Genomic DNA, 18,875 nt, shown 5'->3' with positions numbered 1-18,875 from the left:
CGCTTTTCCAAATTATTTTTATTCATTCTAAATAAATCTAACAATTTATACTATTTTCAAAAGAAAATAATTCAGGACTACTGAATTTCGGTGATTTCTATATAAATGTTAATCTGGATTAAGCCAATTACCGAATTCTATTTTTATCTTTATACTTCCAAATTCAGAAACTAATTACTAAATAATTCCCTGATATGAAATCAAATACCATTAGAAAAGTAGCAATTGTAGGTTATAACAGAATTCCGTTTGCGCGTGCAAATACCGCTTACGCGAATGTGGGAAACCAGGAAATGATGACCGCAGCACTAAACGGTCTTATTGATAAATATAATCTGGAGGGAAAATTATTAGGTGAAGTTGCCGGAGGTGCGGTAATCAAACACACCTACGACAACAATTTAATTCGTGAATGTGTCATGAAAACCAGTCTCGATCCTGCCACTCCTGCCTGCGACCTGCAGCAGGCCTGTGATACCGGAATCGAAAGTGCCATTTATATCGCCAACAAAATTGCCCTTGGACAAATTGAATCTGGAATTGCCGGCGGTGTAGATTCGATCAGCGATATGCCGATTGCAGTGAGTGAGAAATTGAGAAAAATTTTATTAGAAGCCAGACAAGCTAAAACTATGGGCAGTAAAATTAAGACGTTTCTAAAACTGCGACCGAAGGATCTTAGTCCGTTGGTGCCGAAGAATGAGGAATCTCAAACCGGACTTTCTATGGGCGGCCACACTGAGATTACAGCCAAATATTATAAAATTTCAAGAGAAGAACAAGATCAGTTTGCATTGAAAAGTCATTTGAATATGGCGAAAGCTTATGATGAAGGTTTTTTTAATGATATGATTACGCCTTTTAACGGCCTGGAAAAAGACAATAATCTAAGACGCGACAGTACAATTGAAAAATTAGCAAGTCTTAAACCTGCGTTTGATAAAGTAAACGGAACTTTAACTGCCGGAAATTCTACACCACTGACAGATGGTGCTTCGTGTATTCTTCTGGCCAGCGAAGAATGGGCAAAAGAACAGGGTCTTCCTGTATTGGCTTATATTACTTTTGCCGAAATTGCTGCGATTGAGTATGTTAAAAACCAGCAAAACCTTTTATTAGCACCCTTATTTGCTGCTTCGCGTATGCTCGAAAAAGCAGAACTGACCCTGCAGGATTTTGATTATTATGAAATTCATGAAGCTTTTGCCGCGCAGACTTTAGCCACTTTAAAAATTTGGGAAAGTCCGGAACTGAGTGCCGAAATTGGTTTAAAGAAAACATTGGGTACCATCGACCGCGAAAAATTAAATGTGAAAGGAAGCAGTCTTGCCGCAGCACATCCGTTTGCTGCAACCGGAGGAAGAATTATTGGTGTTATGGCAAAATTATTAAATGAAAAAGGTTCAGGAAGAGGTTTTATTTCCATTTGTGCTGCCGGCGGACAAGGTGTAACTATGATTATAGAGAAATAGCTTTTCTTAAAAGGTACAAAGCTACAAAGGTACAGAGGTTTAAAGGTTTACAGGTTCAACGCTTTATACCTTATTATCGCTGTATGCTAAAATGTTATAATGATCAGACAACATAAATATTTATTCTGCTGAAATATTTAGTTGCCTAACAGATGTTGAAATTAAGCTGAATTCATTTAAAAGTACTCAAATCTTCACTCTTTTGTAAACAAAATATAAATTCTTGTTCCTGCATTCTAAATAAGATTTCTATATTTGCAACATTGTTGCGTTTTTTTACCACTAGAAAATCAACATGTTTAAGAATGAAAAAGAAAATTATTATTGTCAATTTCCTAATGTCTCTTATAGTATTGTCTGCAATGCTGTTTCAGACTATTCATTCTTACGAGCATGTTTTTAAGCAGTTAACAGAGAAACCCTGCAAACATCATACTAGTTCAAATCAACACCAGATAACCCACAGTCATTCTGCTGATACAAAATGCCCAATTTGTTATTTTTCTTTCAGCACTTATATTCCGAACGTTTATCAATCTGTAACTCTTCAAAAAATACAGACTAAAATAAAAGCGCATTTTGTTTATACAAAATCTGTTTCTACATTCTTCAAAGGCAGTTTGTTTGCTTTAAGAGCACCTCCTGCCCTGCTTTAATTCTTAGTTTTCCGCGCTATTTCTAAAAAGAAATCTTATAGTAAGATTGCGCTTTCGCGGATACTTCTCGTAAATCAATTCATTTTATAATAGTAGAATTCGTGAGCTTAACAGTATGCGGACTCTATCATTTTTTTTACCTCAATCAAAACAATACAATTATGCTTACAGCTGAAAATCTCACCAAAAAATATGGTGATTATACTGCTTTGAACGCGCTAAATTTAACAATTAAAGAAGGCGAAATTTTTGCGCTTTTAGGGCAAAACGGAGCTGGAAAAACAACAACAATCAACTTATTCCTTGGTTTTATTGCCCCTACAGAAGGTAGTTTATCTATAAATAATATTCCTGTTTCCTTAAATGCCGTGACAACCAAAGAATTTGTGGCTTATATTCCGGAAACTGTAATGCTGTATCCAAATCTCACCGGTTTAGAAAATCTTAAGTTCTTTTCGTCACTTGCGGGTTTTCAATATTCAAAAGGAGAATTGACCTATTTTCTGAATAAAGCCGGACTTCAGGTTAAAGCTCACGATCAAAATCTGGGAGGTTATTCTAAAGGAATGCGTCAGAAGGTTGGAATCGCTATTGCTATTGCAAAAAAAGCAAAAGTGCTTTTATTAGACGAACCTACAAGCGGCTTGGATCCTAAGGCATCCAACGAATTTTCGCAGATTTTAAGAGAACTTTCGGCCGATGGGACGGCAATATTAATGGCAACACATGATATTTTCAGAGCCAGAGAAGTGGCATCGCACATCGGAATTATGAAACAGGGAAATCTGGTTACCGTTATCGAAGCCTCAAAAATTTCGGCAAATGAGCTCGAAGATCTCTATTTACAAACCGTTTAAAAGGAAACTGAGCTTTCCACTTTCATACAAATGAAACATTTTTTTGCCTTACTATTTTTAGTAAGCAGTATGTTCCTGCACGCACAAAATGCCGGAAAAGTGCAGGACAGTATCGCTACAGATTCTTTGAACGAGAAGCGTAACGAACTCCAGACGGTTGAAATTGTAGGTCGCGCTACCAGAAAATACAACAGCGATTATTCGTTTTCGGCTACTAAAATTGCGGCTTTAAACAAAGATATTCCGCAGTCTATTTCTTCGATTACCAAAGAATTAATTGCAGATAAAGGCGCCATTTACCTAGCCGATGCCGTGAAAATGGCCAGCGGAGTAATTCCGGCCAGTTATTACAATCAATATACGATTCGGGGGATTTCACAAAATGAAGAAGGCCAGATTATTAACGGAATGCGAACCCGTCAGTATTATTTTTTACAGCCTTTAACGAGCAATATTGAGCGTGTCGAAGTCATAAAGGGACCATCGAGCGCCACTTTTTCGTCTGTAGATCCGGGCGGAAGCATCAATATGGTAACCAAAAAACCTTTGGCAACAGATCGAAAAGAAGTCAGTTTTACAGTTGGAAGTTTCAGTACTTTACGCGGAACTTTAGATTTTACAGGTCCATTAAATGAGTCTAAAACCCTATTGTACCGTGTAAACGGCGCGTATCAGGAAGCCAAATCATTTCGTGATTTAGTTCATAATAAATCGTTTTTGTTCTCGCCTTCTTTCAGTTATATACCAAATGAAAAAACGGCTTTTAATACTGAATTAATTTTAAGCGACATGACGGGAGTGCTCGATCGCGGACAGCCCATTTTTGGAGCAACAGCAGGTGTTACGAATTTAAATAAAACACCGATCAGCTTAAATTTAGGAGCTTCGGGAGATTATTTTAAATCGAAAGAAATGATTTTAACGACTAATTTTTCGCATAAATTCAGTTCAAAAATCGGTTTTAATGCTTCTTACATGAAACAAACCTGGACAGAAGATCTCCAAGAACACCGCACTACCAATGCATTTGCTGTTGATATGAACAATGTGCCGGTTACCAGTCTGGCAATGATGCAATATGTTCAGCGTCAGCAATATTGGGATATTGATAACGTCACGGCATATTTTAATTTTGATTTTAAAACCGGACCTTTAAAACATAAACTTCTTACAGGTCACGATTTGAGCAGTTGGAATAAAAACAAAGGCGGCGGACAAAATGCAGCGCGAGGTTATCTCTTGAACGACGGAACAGTCGCTGGTTCGTTTGTACCTGCCAATGCTGCAAATTATCAGACCGTTACCATAAATGGAACTGTTTTACCAAAACCAAATGTCAATTTTTTCGATTTGAATAATCCTAGTTATGCGTTAAGAAATACCGAAGATTATGTTTTAAACGTACGCACAGCGCTGCCATCGGCACTAACGACAACAAATGCGGTTTATATTCAGGATCAGATTCAGATTCAAAAATTTACCTTTTTACTGGGTTTAAGAAACGAATGGTTTGAAGATATTACAAATTATGAAACCAATAACGAATTGAAAGTAAAACAATCGGCTCTTTTACCTCGTATTGGCATCACATACGCTGTAAATTCTTCGATAAATGTCTACACGACCTATCTTGAAGGTTACCAGCCTCAGTCGAACACTACGAGTTTAATGCCGCAGACGGGAAGTTTACCTGCGGGAAGTTTGTTTAAGCCTCTGGAAAGTGATTTGAAAGAAGCAGGTTTTAAAGCTACATTTTTAAATAATTCAATGAGTTTCAATGCAGCAATTTACGAAATCAATCAGCGCAATATTTTGATGAATGCCAATGATCCTGTAAATCCTGATTTACTGGTTACAAGAGGTTCCGAAAGCAGCCGTGGTTTTGAATGTGATCTGGCTGGCTACATCACACCGGACTGGCAGATTAACGCATCTTACAGTTATATCGACGCTGAAATCACAAACGACGCAAACGCATCGTTGATTGGTGCCCGCAAACAAAACACCCCGAAAAACAGTGCCAATCTATGGACACGCTATAATTTTGCCACAGATTCTGAACTTACAGGCTTCGGAATTGGTTTGGGGATGCAGTATCAAAGCAGTAAAGTGCCGTGGTTTACAAGAGATTTTACATTGCCCGACTTTACAATTTTTGATGCAGCACTTTATTACAAACCAAACCACAACATGCAGATTGCTGTAAACGCAGGCAATTTATTAAATAAAACCTATTGGCTGGGCGCTCAGAATTATTTGAGGTTATTTCCCGGAAGTCCTAGAAATGCGAGCCTTACCGTAACTTATAAATTTTAATTTTATGAAATCATTACACGCAGAAATTTTAATCGCCAAACAGCTGCGGGATTCTGTTTTTAAAAATAAAGCCGTTTTTATTATTACACTTTTTATTGGTGTTTTACTTTTATACGCTGCTTTTTCAGGTTGGGAAAATTATACAGCACAAAACGAAACCAGCGAAAAATACCAGCACGAATCGCGTGAAGACTGGTTGAAAAACCCGGATAAGAACCCGCATAGAATGGCGCATTACGGGAATTTTGCATTTAGAAAAAGTACTTCGTTAAGTGTTTTCGAATTCGGAATGGAACCCTTTTTTGGAAACGCGATTTTCCTGGAAGCACACAAACAGAATACTGCCAACTTTTCTGAAGCCGGCTTTTCGAACAGTATGCTCCGTTTTGGTGAAATCAGTATTGCTATGGTTTTGCAGGTTTTGTTACCGCTTTTAATTTTCTTTTTAGGATTTAATGCAATTGCATATGAACGTGAAAATGGCACTTTAAAAATACTTTTAACTCAGGGAATTAATTGGAAACAACTTCTCTTTGGTAAAATTCTGGGAATTGCCAGTGTTATTATGCTTTTGTTTATTCCCACTATTATTGTTTTGGTTTTGCTTTGGCTTTTTCTGCAAAACTTTTCGGTGTCGGCAGACGAAGGACTAAAATTGCTTTTGTTTATTTTCTTTCATTTTGTTTATCTGATTTTCTTTTGCACCATTGCGGTCTTAATTTCGGCAATAAGCAAAACTTCCAAAAACGCTTTGGTGTCCCTTATCGGAATCTGGCTTTTGTTCACCATTATTCTTCCAAGAACAACTCAGGCTTTGGGAGCTTATATTTATGAAGCGCCTTCTAAAATTAAATTTAACAGCGACATAGAAAAAGATATTCTCAAACAAGGCGACAGCCATAATCCCAATGATCCGCATTATAAAGCAATAAAAGATTCTCTTTTAAGAGCTTATAATGTCGATTCTGTACAAAAACTCCCGTTTAATTATTCCGGCTTTATTATGACTGAAGGAGAGAAAATCAGTTCGCGGATTTATAATGAACATTTAGCAGAACTTTTGAAAGTCTATAAAAAACAAAATAGTTTTTCTAAAACAGTTTCTTTCTTTAATCCCTATATAGCGATGAAGAACCTGTCTATGGGACTTTCTAACACCGATTATGATTCGTATGTCGATTTTCAAAAGCAGGCGGAAGATTATCGTTATAAAATGGCGCAGAAGATGAATGCGCTCCAGATCAAATACATCAGCAATACAAAATCGGATAAACCCAAAATTATTGGTAAAGAACACTGGGCCGATGTCGAAGAATTTCATTACGAACCAAAAGGAATACTGACCGTTCTTAAAAACGAATTTATCTCGATTATCTCCATTGTTCTCTGGATTACGCTGCTTTTTATTCTCATCAAAATCGCAGCCAAAAAACTTAAAGCCATTTAATATGTTAGCATTATTATATAAAAATTTTATACGATCGAAAGGAACTAAGACAGGATTGATTTTCCTGCTCTGTATTGGTTTTATAAGCCTTTTGATTGGAAAACAGTTTCAGGAAAAACAACAGAATAACATCCAGGAAGCAGCAGTTTATCAAAAAGAGCATATTGCGAGAAATGCCGCCTTTCATAAAGACGAAATCGGACTTTTGCTGTATTACATCAAGTTTTCATTAGTCAATAAAACTTTGGCTATAAACAGCCTGGCAATTGGCCAGCGTGATATAAACCCGTCGATTCAGAGTGTTACGATTCGCGGACTCGAAGCTCAGAAATACGATGCAGAACTCAACAATCCGAATAATCTTTTGTCCGGAAATATCGATTTTAGTTTTGTACTGATCTATCTTTTTCCGCTTTTGATCATCGCTTTTTCATACAATATTATTTCAGAAGAAAAAGAAAGCGGAACCTGGAAAATAGTTGCCACACAGAGTCGGAACACCTTTATTTATATTCTAAAGCTGTTTTATATCCGAATTATAAGCTTGCTTGTCCTGTTATCTGTTCTATTGTTTGCAGGTATTTTATTTTTAAACATTCCCCTGGATCAGTCGTTTTTTATCTTCTTTGGATTAGCGATTTTATATATCCTATTTTGGTTTGCAGTATGCTTCTTTATTGTTTCACTGCAAAAGCATTCGAATTTTAATGCTGTAATACTATTAACGATCTGGCTTTTCCTGATTATTATTTTGCCGGCTGCAATTAATACGTACATCGTGAACAAATATAAAGTTCCTGAGGCACTTGAAGTAACGTTGAAACAGCGAAACGCATATCACGAAAAGTGGGATATGGATAAGAAAGAAACAATGGAGAAATTCTACCAGCATTATCCGCAGTTTAGAAAATACAAATTGGATGAAAAAGCCGAATTTACCTGGCTTTGGTATTATGCCATGCAGCAAATGGGAGACGACGAATCGGCGGTGCAGTCGCGCGAACTGGAATCGAAACTGGAACAGCGAAACCAGGCCAGCCAAACCATTGCAATGTTTATCCCTACGCTTCACACGCAGATTCAGCTGAATGAAACGGCAAAGTCAGATCTTGGAAATCAGCTTTTATTTTTGAAAGAAACCAAGCTTTTCCACGAAAAAATGAGATTGTACTTCTATCCAAAAATCTTTGAAGAAGCACCTGTAACGCAGGAAAACTGGGGAAAATTTAAAGTAGAGACTTTTACAGATTCAACTGAAACCGGTTTTTTAAAGGCTTTTTTACCGTTGTTACTTTTCAATTTATTGTTGATTGGTTTTGGATGGAGGAATTTTAGCCGGAAAGCTATTTAACCGCAAAGAACATAAGGTTTTTTCGGGAAGTCCGCAAAGCTGTATCAATACGCTTTGTGGACTTTGCGTTTTAAACCACTTTTTAAAAAAAAATTGCGTGCTTTGCGATTAAGTCAAAAAGCATTAGTATTTTTAACTAAGTTTTAAAAACATGAAAAAAATTCTGATTGCCGGTTTACTTCTGATTATTGCCTTTTACCTTGTTAAACAATTCGTTTATAATCCATACAAATGGAAAAAAGACATCAAGACTCCCGAACATAAATTGCAGTTGGGAAGTTTTATTTTTAGCAAACAAAGAGGTTCAAACGGAAGTCAGAGTATGCAGAATTATTATTTTGTCTTTAAAGTAACAGCTATCAGCAACGACTATGTTCGTCTTTCTGTGATGCGTAGATTATCCCAAAAAGACAAACTGACCTCTTCTGATTTTTCTACCTCGAAGGAAGATTATAAAACCTTAAAGCAAACCATTAAGGAAATTACCATTACTCCTATTACTTCTGAAGATCTGTATAAAAAAGGAGCCACTTTTACTATTAATGACTATTTACTGCAAAAATATCCCGCACTAAAAGATTCGCGTTATTATTATGAAGTAACCAATATTCCTGTAGATTCGCAACAATATTTTGACATGATTTATTCTAAAAAAGAAATCTTAAACAACGGAAAGCTGGTTCGCTATGTTCTGAATAACAGCACAACACCTGAATTGGCAAAAAGATTATCTGAAGATATTGATTTGATTATTAATTCTATTTAACCGCAAAAGTTTTTTGAGCTTCCTGCTAATTTTCCAGAACGCAAGGTTCGCAAAGGAAACCTGTTATGGAAATATATTTATGGAAACATATTATGGCCCTACGGTTGAAACCGTTGGCTATATTTAAAATCTATTGTTCAAAAATATCTATTTCTCCAGGTTTGGAGGTTTTAAGAAGATGCTGTTCAGGCTGTAGCTAAATGATAAAGTTTGGCTAAAGCCTTTGCTAATTCAATATTTTTAACCTCCGGCTAAAGCTGGAGGCAATTAATTTTTGTCTCACCCAAGCTTTGCGGACTTTGATTAAAATAATCCAACCTAAAAATCTTTGCGTCATGAGGCTTCAGGATGTGAAAAACTTTTGGTCTTTGCGGTTAAAAAAAAGCTTTCTAAACTTATTCTGAATAAAATTCCTCAAAACAATTAATAATCTTATTTTATTTAGAACTAATATAAATAAACTTTTATATTTGTCGCTTTCCACGGCAAATTCTATTAAGTAGTCCTAAAATTAATTACTTATATTGCTTTCAAGTAATTTCATTAAATGAATAAAAATACCAATTTAGAGAACCAAAATTTTGAATCTTTCAGGAAAGGAGACGAAATGGCTTTCGGTTATTTTTATGAAAAATACTTCAGAAGAATTCAATCTTTCTGCATCCAGTTTATTTATGATACAGAGGAAGCAGAAAATCTTGCACAGGAAGCTTTTGTGCATTTGTGGCAAAACCATGAAAGTATCGAATCTATTAACGGGATTCAGTCTTTTCTTTACACCTACTCCAAATCAAAATGTTTAAATCTTATTCGTCATAATAAAGTCAAAGACAAATTCAAAAATGAGTTACTAAATCAAACAGAGCGTGAATTGAATATTGAGGTCTTAAATTCGATTTCATTTGATACTTTAGAATTAAACGAATTGGAGCGCGTCATTCAGGAATCTATTAATGAATTACCACGTAAAACCCGGGAAGTTTTTATTAAAAAACGTTTCGAAAATAAAAAAAACTCAGAAATCGCCGAAGAAATGCAGGTAACTATAAAAGCTGTAGAAGCCCACATGACAAAGGCTTTAAAGATTTTGAAATCAAAATTATCCGATTATTTGTTCTTGATTTTTATCTTTATTTGTAATAATTAAAAATAAAAAATAGGGTATTGTAATTCTGAAGTGTACTAAATAAAGCGGGAAATTAAAAACGCATTTATGACATCAGAATTAATTTATAAATACTTATCTAATGAAGCTTCAGAGCAGGAAGTTGAACAACTTTTTGAGTGGATCGATATTTCTGAAGAAAACAAAAAGCAATTTATAACTTTAAAAAAGACCTGGGCGCTAAGCACACTTTCCGAAACTGTTTCCAGTGAGGTTCCTGTAATTGCTTTACCACCAAAAAACAGAATAAGAAAGTATTTTAAATATGCGGCTATTCTTGTTGTTTTGTTTGGGTTAGGAAAACTGGCTTTCTATTTTACTGAAAGCACAACAGATTCTAAAGAAGTTGTTCTGGAATTAGGCGATGGAACTTTAGAATATATTACCGAAAAAAATGAGACTGCTTTGGTAAATGATAGAGGCGAATTGGTTGCTAAAAAATTTGCCGGTCACATTATTTATTTCGGAAAAGTTCTCGATAAAGACGTTTTATATCATACTCTTAAAGTTCCGTACGGAAAAACATTCAAACTTAAACTTTCAGACGGTACACTTGTCAGTTTAAATTCCGGTACAACTCTTCGCTATCCCGAACAATTTGGAATAAACGGTAAACGAAATGTTTATTTAAGCGGTGAAGCATTTTTCGAAGTTGCCAAAGACAAAGAGCATCCATTTATTGTTCATGCCGAACAATCTGAAATTGAAGTTCTCGGAACTCAATTTAACGTGAGTGCTTATTCTGAAGACAACACGGTACGCAGTGTTTTGGTTGAAGGAAGTATAAAAATGTCTGAAAAAGACAATCCTCTAAATGCAGTTCTCCTACAACCAGGTCAAATGGCAGTATGGCAGAGTCAGTCTAAAAAAATTACCAAAAAAGATGTAGATACCTCTTTTTATCAAGCCTGGACAAAAGGTGAACTAGCATTTAACAACACTTCATTTTCTACAATAACAAAAATGATTGAACGAACCTACGACGTTGAAATAATCAATGAAAATACTGTTTTGGCCAAACAGAGTTTTACCGGCTCAATAAAAATCAGTGAATCTAGTGTCGAAAACATTTTGGAACTTCTAAAACGTGACACGCCTTTTAATTATTCTGTACAACAAAAAACCATTACGATTACACCTATTTTCCATAACTAATAAACATGACATTACTAACCCCCAATAGATTAAGAAAAGTGCTGTTTTTCTTAGCCCTTCTTATATCTGGCTTAAAAGGTTTTTCGCAAGAAAAGCGAATCACAATACAGGTCAAAAACAAACCAATTAGTACCATTATAAAACTGATTGAAGAACAAACTGATTTTAGAATCATCTACAACGCCCAAAAAATTGATGCGGAGCAGTTGGCTGATTTAAATATAAATAATGCAACTTTAGAAACTGTTTTAAAGCAATTGCTGAAAGATAAAAACATTTCCTACTACATTCAGAAAAAGCAGGTTTTATTAACGCGAAATGCTGCAAATGCGTCAGATACGGATGCTAAAGAAAAAGAACGTTTCATTACCGGAATTGTTTATGATGCCAAAAGTAAATTGCCTCTTCCCGGTGCGACCATTCGAGTAAAAGGAACAGGAAATGGAGGAATGGGTGCTATTACAGATCTTAACGGAAAATTTGTATATCAGTTAACCGGCGATGATATTCAGAATCTGATAATTGAAGCTGGCTTTTTAGGCATGCAGATGCAATCGCAAAAAGCAGGCACTAAAAAACTATTTTCTTTTTTCCTTGAAGAAGCTGCAGACGAATTAAATCCTGTAATTATTACTTCTTCTTATGGAACTAGAAAGCTTAAAGAAGAAATTGTAGGAAGTATTTCTACCTTGACTTCTAAAGATATTCCCGTGCAGCAAGCTTCTGAAAGTGTTGATAAAATGCTTGAAGGTCAAATCGCTGGTGTTCTTATCGAAAATACTTCTGGGGTTGGAGGTCCTGTTAAAATTAATATTCGCGGACAAGGAAGTTTAAAACCTATTGGAAATTCAATCGTAGGAACCTCTACACAGCCGCTTATTATCATTGACGGTGTTATTATGTCTGAAGAAAATTATATTGATAGCTCTTTTTTTAATGGACAAAGTGCATTTTCTGAAGATTTGGCTAACCCTTTAGCCCAAATTGCTCCAGAAAACATAGAAACTTTTACAGTACTTAAAGATGCCGCAGCTGTTGGTCTTTATGGGGCTGATGGTGCAAATGGTGTTATTTTAATTACTACAAAAAAAGGAAAAATTGGTAAAGCTAAATTCGGTTTCTCTAACCAATTGGGAATTTCTTCTGCCATCAATCAGATTAAGTATTTAAATGGAGAACAATATACTGAAATGAGAAATCAATATTTAAGAAATACTTCTCCTAACACTGCGCAGCTAACTTATAACGGAATAAATACAGATTGGTTTGATCTTTTAAACAAAGACGGAATTTATAATAAGTATAACTTTAATGTTTCTGGTGCTGATTCTAAATTCTCATACAGAACAAATGTTTCGTATTTAAATATTGACGAACCACAATTAGGAAATACAACCAAACAATTAAATGCCGGAATCAATTTAGGTTACAGACAATCAAAATGGGATGTTAATCTTTCATTGAATCCAAGTTACATTCAAAAAGTGGCTCCTAATACTTATTATTCTTATGCCTATATTCCAACTATCTCACCTTATAATGCAGATGGATCTTATTCATTATCCGGAGTAACGGGAGTAACTGGAGGAAATCCGTTGGCTGCTATTGCTCAGAATAAAAATGAAACCAATACTTACGGACTATTAGGAAGTATTAATTTAGGTTATGAATTAAATAAATCTATAAAGTTTCAGTCTTTATTTGGAATTGATTATAAAGACAAAGAACAAGATCGTTATTTCTCTGGAGAAAATGAAAGCGGCAGAAACAGCGGTACTTTTATTTTTGATGGACAAACCTATCCAAATTGGGGAAGAAGAGCAATTAACGAACGTAAATCTACTAAATGGAACTGGCAGGGACAAGCATTATTTGATAAGCAGATTACTGAGAATCATGGAATAGATGGTGTTTTAGGTTTTGAACTAGCAGAAGAAAAAGGAAAGTTTCATTATGCATCAGCTACTGGTTTTATTAATCCGAATGTTATTCATGCCGTTTCGGAGGCTATACAAGATGATAATAATGCCACTCTTGAAGATGAAACCTATGAAAAACAAAGTTACAGATCTGATATCAGCAACGGTTCCAGGGTTTCTTTATTTTCTCAAATCAATTACAATTATAAAAAGAAATACTTTTTCTTAGGAAATATCAGACGTGACGAAAGTTCAGTATTTGGCGATGATACCAATGTAGCTTTAAATAGTGGTGCAGGTTTAGCATGGATAATCAGTAATGAAGATTTTTTAAAATCAAATTCCTGGATTGATTTTTTAAAATTAAAACTAAGCTACGGTTCAACAGGTAACTCAAGGATTGGATCTTACCGTTCAAAAGGTTTGTATAACATTTCACAAAATGGATATAATGGTACAGAATATGCCACTGTAGGCGATGCCCCAAATGGAAATTTAAGCTGGGAAAAAAATACAAAATTTAATGCTGGTATTGACTTTAATGTCTTCAACAGAATCGAATTATCACTAGAATATTATTATGATGATTTATCAGATTTGATTGTTGCCAGAGATATTCCGGTAGAAAATGGTTATAATACTTTAGAATTAAATGCTGCAAGCATGTATAATAAAGGTTTTGAATTTACTACAAGAATAAAATGGTTTAACAAAGGAAAGTTCAAATGGTCATCCTCTTTTAATATTTCAACAGTAGAAAATAAAGTAACCGACTTATTGGGGCTTGGCAGTGATTATTCTCAGGCGAATATTGCTTTGGCACAAAAAATTGGTTACAGCACAAGTACCATATGGGGAGTAAACTGGATTGGGGTTGATCCTGCTACGGGTAGAGATCTTATTAGAAAAAATGGTCAGGTTTACGATGCAGCAACTTACAGTCAACTATTTACTAATGCCGACTGGGAACCTATCGGAAATACACAGCCTAAAGCATTTGGAGGTTTCAGTAACCGATTTTCATTAAATGACAATATCACGCTGTCTATAACGGGTGCTTTTCAATTGGGCGGCGATAAATTGGTTACAGATGACATCATCGGTAAATACAGAATTACTTCGAATAGAAATATGTCAACAAACGCTTATGACTATTGGAGGAACCCGGGCGATAATGTTACGCAGCCTGCTCCGAGTAATAACACTTTGATAGCAAATATGAGTAAATATGTTTTTGATGCTACTTATATTAAAATCAGTAATATCAATTTGAGTTATAATGTTCCTGTGAAAAATACTTTTCTGGATAACTTAACTGTATTTGCAGATGTTTCAAATTTACTGTATTGGTATAAAGAAAAAAGTCCTTCCGGAATGAACGGTATTAGAGAATTGAGTTACACCTATCCACAAGCCAGAACTATTTCATGTGGCATTAATACAAAATTTTAAAAAGATGAAATACTTTAAAAATATAAAAACCTTAAAATTTTCAGTTGTTTTAGCGCTGCTATGTTTACTACAAAGCTGCAGCGACTTTTTAGAACAGGAACCGGGAACACAAACTTCTATAAATGAACAATTAGCAGATAAAAAAGGAGTTCTTACCGCATTAAATGGTGTTTATTACGATCTTAGAAGTATTCACACGAGTCCGACTTTTGCAGTATATTCAGATTTACAAGGCGGGAACCTTAAGTTCTCTCCAACTTATTCTGATGATGTAAACAGAAACGGAATAATTACCGTTCCTACGATTCTCGAAGGATTTTACTCTTTTAATGATCAATCTCTTGATTCTGATTTAAGTGATTTCTATGGAAATGGTTATAAGGTTATCAACGAAGCAAATCTAATTATAGAATTTGTTGACGGTTTAAAGGATGCTACAGAAGCTGAGAAAAAACAAATAAAAGCAGAAGCTTTGACTGCGAGAGCTTATATGCATTTTTTATTAAGTGAGTTTTATAGTCAAAACTACAGTTATACTTCTGATGCATCTCATTTAGGAATTGTATACAGTACCAAGTCAATAACAAATGGTCTTCAATACGCTTCTCGGGAAACTGTTTCCAATACTTATACACATATTGTCGAAGACCTTACAACTGCAATAAGCCTTTATTCAGATAATGTACTTTTAAGCGGACCTGCTTACGGCTATTTCAACAAAAACAATACAAAAGCTTTATTATCCAGAGTATATTTATCTAAAAATGACTGGCAGAAGGCTTATGATACTGCTAATGATGTCATTTCAAATTCTGGTGTAAATTTAGTAGATTCTGCTAATTATATAGCCCAATGGGAGCAGCCGGATCTTCCTGTTTCTGAAATTTTAATGGAGTTTACGGTATCAAAAAATGAAGAGGGTACGACAAGTTCATCTTTAGCAGCACTTTTTGGTTATACCGATACTAAAAATTTTCAGAAATATGTGGCCTCACAAGATTTAATAGCTTTATACGAAGCTTCAGATATTAGAAGACAATTATTTCTTGTACAGCCATTAACGACCTTAGTGAATCTGCAGCCAGTAAAATTGAATTATTATTTTACTAAAAAATTCCAGGGAAATCCAGGATATGTAGTCTCCAGATTAAGTGAACAATACTTAATTCGTGCCGAAGCTGCATTAAAACTAAACAATACTGATCAAGCTAAAAAAGATATTAATACTATAAGATCCCGAGCAAATGCAACTGCTTTAAAAGATTCGGAGAATCTACAGGACGCACTATTTCTGGAAAGAAGAAAAGAACTTTGTTTTGAAGGTCATTTATTTTTTGACATCGTTAGAAATCATAAAGATGTTTCCCGAAATGACGGCTGTCTGTCTGCAGCTTGTAGTCTAACCTACCCTTCACCAAAATTTGTTCTGCCAATTCCAAAAAGCAATCTTAACCTTAACCATAATTTAAAGCAAAATGAATCGTATTAAAATTATAGCTGCATTAAGCATTATTGCTGTATTATTCGTTTCTTGTTCAAAAGACGATTATAGATTAGATACTACCAGTACAGATCCTTTTGTGAGATTTAACTTTTTGGTAAGCACAAGTAATATACCATTAGAATATCCTGCGAAAAACACCTCTGGCCTGCCAGTAAATACATTTGAAAACAAGTCTGTCAAAACTTTTAAAGTACCGGTAGCTTTGACTTCAACAGGTCTAAAATCTGCTGTTAAGGTAAATTTTAGCGCACAAACTTCTGGAGATCCAAACAGTTTTAGTTTGGAACCAGCAGCAGAATTATTGTTTGAAGGAAATAAATTGACAGATACCATTTTTGTTTCTTTTGAAAAAAGATGGGCTGAAAAACAAACCATTTCTTTAAAACTGGAAAGCGCCTCAGATCCTGCCATTCATATTGGAAACCTAAACACAACTTATCCAAATGACACTTTTACAATTACTTTAGGCGACATTAGCACCAACTATACTTTTCCGGTAAATCAATTCGTCGTAAAAGGTGAAGTGGGCGAAAAAGTCGATTTTAAAGTAAATTTCCCAAACGGATTTATCCCATCTGAAATAGAAAGTAATCCTATTTTCAAATTTCAAAACGGTTTCGAATATTCTCTGACTCATGATGATTATGGAGATAACAGAAGTTCCATAACTTATCATTTGACGTTGTTGGAAGATATTCAAAACGACGATGCTCGTTATGAATCCAAAATTACTTTAGTAAATACTCCTAATTACATCGCGACTGGTAATATAACTTTAACGGTTGTAAAACCAATAAAATCTCTTAGAGACGTACAGGCATATCCCGCATCCAAATTTACAGATCCGACGAATGCCTTTTATTTAACGTATGGAGAACATTGGTTTAGTAATACTACTGGTAATTGCGCCTGGCAGACTTTTAATGCTTTAACTTTTCCTGTTATTGTTGCAAAAGATAATGAAAATGCAATACTTTACAGCGATAAAGGAACGGCGAACCCAAATGATGATGTGTATCACGACGCTTTCAAAATCGGATTTAATGTTGCCAGCGGAACGAATACTGTAAATTCTTTTGGTTTAAAAAGATGGTTTTCTAACGAAAGCGGCTCGGCAGCTATATCTCCAGGATTTAATATTACCTCAGCTTTAGAATTTTTTCCTGCCAACGGAAACAGTAAAACTGAAGGAACTGTTTTGGTTATTCCGCAGGATTTAACCATCGGGTCCAGTGCAACAAATACACATATTATTGCCATTTCCGGCGAAGGAACGTATAAAGAAATTAGCAATGGTTTATTTGAAATTTCTTTTGAATTAAAATTAACAAACGAGAAACTTTTTGGAGGAACCGTTTCTACACAATACAGAATGTACAACAACAAGGTTTATCCAAAACCAGCTCCTTTAAGCATTCCATGTCCTAAAGAGGTTACGTTGTAACTTTTAAAGTTGTTTCAGGTTGCAAGTTTCAGGTTTCAGGTTGAAGTAACTTTGAAACTTTAAACCTGAAACTTGAAACCAAAAAATCTCGTTGAGCTTGTCAAAGTTTAAAACTTTGACAAAGTTTTTGGAGTCTAAAGAAAAGGTTTAAAGTTTAAAGTTTCACGTTTCAAGCCCTTTTAGCAACCTGAAACAAATCAAAAAAAAAAAAGAATTGAAAAAATTAATCCTTCCAATCCTGTTTCTGCTGGGCTTGACGGCTTATAAAAATGCAGAACGAAATGAATATACCGATATTCAGGAATTACGAAAAGTCTATTCGAGCGGAGATTCCTCAAAATGGCCTGCTGCAGAATTACACGAAAATGTCGATAAATCTAAATTTCAGGATATTGGCGTGCTTTCTGCAGTTCCTTATCCTGCCTATAATTCCTATTCCAAGGAAAAAGAAAGTCTGGGAAAAATTTTGTTTTTTGATCCGAGATTATCACGAAGCGGACAAATTGCCTGCGCTTCCTGCCATAATCCGGAACTGGGCTGGACAGATAACTTAACACGTTCGTTTGGACACGATCGCCAAACCGGAAAACGTAATTCAATGACCATTCTAAACTCGGCTTATGCCACTTCCTTATTTTGGGACGGAAGAGCGAAAAGCTTAGAAGATCAAGCGCAGTTTCCTGTTTCAGATCCTTTAGAAATGAATGAAAAACTCACGATTGCAGTGGATAAAATTGCTAAAATAAAAGGTTACAACAACTTGTTTGCTACTGCTTTTGGAGATAAAAAGGTGACGCTGGAGCGGATTCAATACGCATTAGCAACATTCGAAAGATCTATAAATAGTCCGAAAAGTAAATTTGATCAGTTTGTAAGCGGAAAATCAGAAATTTATACTGATCAGCAGGTAAAAGGCCTGCATTTGTTCAGGACCAAAGCACAATGCATTAACTGTCACAATACGCCTTATTTTAGTGATAATCAATTTCATAATGACGGACAAACTTTATTTGGAACAAAAAATGAAGACTTCGGGCGTTATAATGTAACTAAAGATGTAAAAGATATTGGTAAATTTAGAACACCTACTTTACGCGAAGTCGCTAACACAAAACCGTGGATGCATCATGGGCACTTCCCCACTTTATTAGACGTTGTAGAATTATACAATCTGGGAAATCCATCCCCGGTTCAGAAAAAATATCTGGGAACAGCAAGAGATTCGCTAATTCCAAAATCAGATCCAATGCTTCGAAAATTAAATTTAAGCAAAGAGGAAATAAGCGATTTATTGGCATTTATTGAAACTTTAAGCACGCCCACCAGAAGAATTATGGTACCTGAAATGCCGAAATAGTAACAAAAAAAGAA

The 18,875-nt window shown here is 35.1% G+C and carries 13 protein-coding genes; all 13 read left to right on the top strand.

The features are described from left to right. Positions 1-194: 194 nt before the first annotated feature. The 13 genes from ABEB31_RS13150 (at position 195) to ABEB31_RS13090 (ending at position 18,861) form a co-directional block, all read left to right on the top strand. Positions 195-1,472, top strand: a complete 1,278-nt coding sequence (locus tag ABEB31_RS13150) for an acetyl-CoA C-acetyltransferase (RefSeq protein ID WP_347052080.1) — start codon at positions 195-197, stop codon at positions 1,470-1,472. A 305-nt stretch (positions 1,473-1,777) separates the two neighbouring features. Then, positions 1,778-2,128, top strand: a complete 351-nt coding sequence (locus ABEB31_RS13145; RefSeq protein WP_347052079.1) for a hypothetical protein — start codon at positions 1,778-1,780, stop codon at positions 2,126-2,128. 161 nt (positions 2,129-2,289) lie between these two features. Beyond that, positions 2,290-2,985: an ABC transporter ATP-binding protein gene (locus ABEB31_RS13140; RefSeq protein ID WP_347052078.1), complete on the top strand. Its 696-nt coding sequence runs from the start codon at positions 2,290-2,292 to the stop codon at positions 2,983-2,985. Positions 2,986-3,015: 30 nt separating this feature from the next. Then, on the top strand, positions 3,016-5,301 hold the full coding sequence (locus tag ABEB31_RS13135; RefSeq protein WP_347052077.1) for a TonB-dependent siderophore receptor: 2,286 nt from the start codon (positions 3,016-3,018) through the stop codon (positions 5,299-5,301). Between the two features lie 4 nt (positions 5,302-5,305). Continuing rightward, positions 5,306-6,748, top strand: a complete 1,443-nt coding sequence (locus ABEB31_RS13130; protein ID WP_347052076.1) for an ABC transporter permease — start codon at positions 5,306-5,308, stop codon at positions 6,746-6,748. 1 nt (position 6,749) lies between these two features. Next, positions 6,750-8,099 (top strand): DUF3526 domain-containing protein, encoded by a 1,350-nt coding sequence (locus ABEB31_RS13125; protein WP_347052075.1) that lies wholly within the window; start codon positions 6,750-6,752, stop codon positions 8,097-8,099. Positions 8,100-8,250: 151 nt separating this feature from the next. After that, complete coding sequence (locus ABEB31_RS13120) at positions 8,251-8,865, top strand: hypothetical protein (protein WP_347052074.1); 615 nt, start codon at positions 8,251-8,253, stop codon at positions 8,863-8,865. A gap of 547 nt (positions 8,866-9,412) precedes the next feature. Further along, positions 9,413-10,012: an RNA polymerase sigma-70 factor gene (locus tag ABEB31_RS13115; RefSeq protein WP_347052073.1), complete on the top strand. Its 600-nt coding sequence runs from the start codon at positions 9,413-9,415 to the stop codon at positions 10,010-10,012. Between the two features lie 66 nt (positions 10,013-10,078). After that, the gene (locus ABEB31_RS13110) at positions 10,079-11,185 is read left to right on the top strand and encodes a FecR family protein (protein ID WP_347052072.1); all 1,107 of its coding nucleotides are present in this window, start codon (positions 10,079-10,081) and stop codon (positions 11,183-11,185) included. 5 nt (positions 11,186-11,190) lie between these two features. Next, positions 11,191-14,556 carry a SusC/RagA family TonB-linked outer membrane protein gene (locus ABEB31_RS13105; protein WP_347052071.1) on the top strand — a complete coding sequence of 1,122 codons (3,366 nt, stop codon included), beginning with the start codon at positions 11,191-11,193 and terminating at the stop codon, positions 14,554-14,556. Between the two features lie 4 nt (positions 14,557-14,560). After that, a complete protein-coding gene (locus ABEB31_RS13100; protein ID WP_347052070.1) occupies positions 14,561-16,045 on the top strand; it encodes a RagB/SusD family nutrient uptake outer membrane protein in 1,485 nt (494 codons plus the stop codon). Beyond that, a complete protein-coding gene (locus tag ABEB31_RS13095) occupies positions 16,032-17,504 on the top strand; it encodes a hypothetical protein (protein ID WP_347052069.1) in 1,473 nt (490 codons plus the stop codon). The genes ABEB31_RS13100 and ABEB31_RS13095 overlap by 14 nt, the downstream gene beginning before the upstream one ends. A 214-nt stretch (positions 17,505-17,718) precedes the next feature. Next, positions 17,719-18,861: a cytochrome-c peroxidase gene (locus ABEB31_RS13090; protein WP_347052068.1), complete on the top strand. Its 1,143-nt coding sequence runs from the start codon at positions 17,719-17,721 to the stop codon at positions 18,859-18,861. Positions 18,862-18,875: the final 14 nt, after the last annotated feature.

Source organism: Flavobacterium olei (assembly GCF_039749035.1).
Lineage (GTDB): Bacteria > Bacteroidota > Bacteroidia > Flavobacteriales > Flavobacteriaceae > Flavobacterium > Flavobacterium olei.
This window is presented reverse-complemented; position numbering and strand designations above follow the sequence as displayed.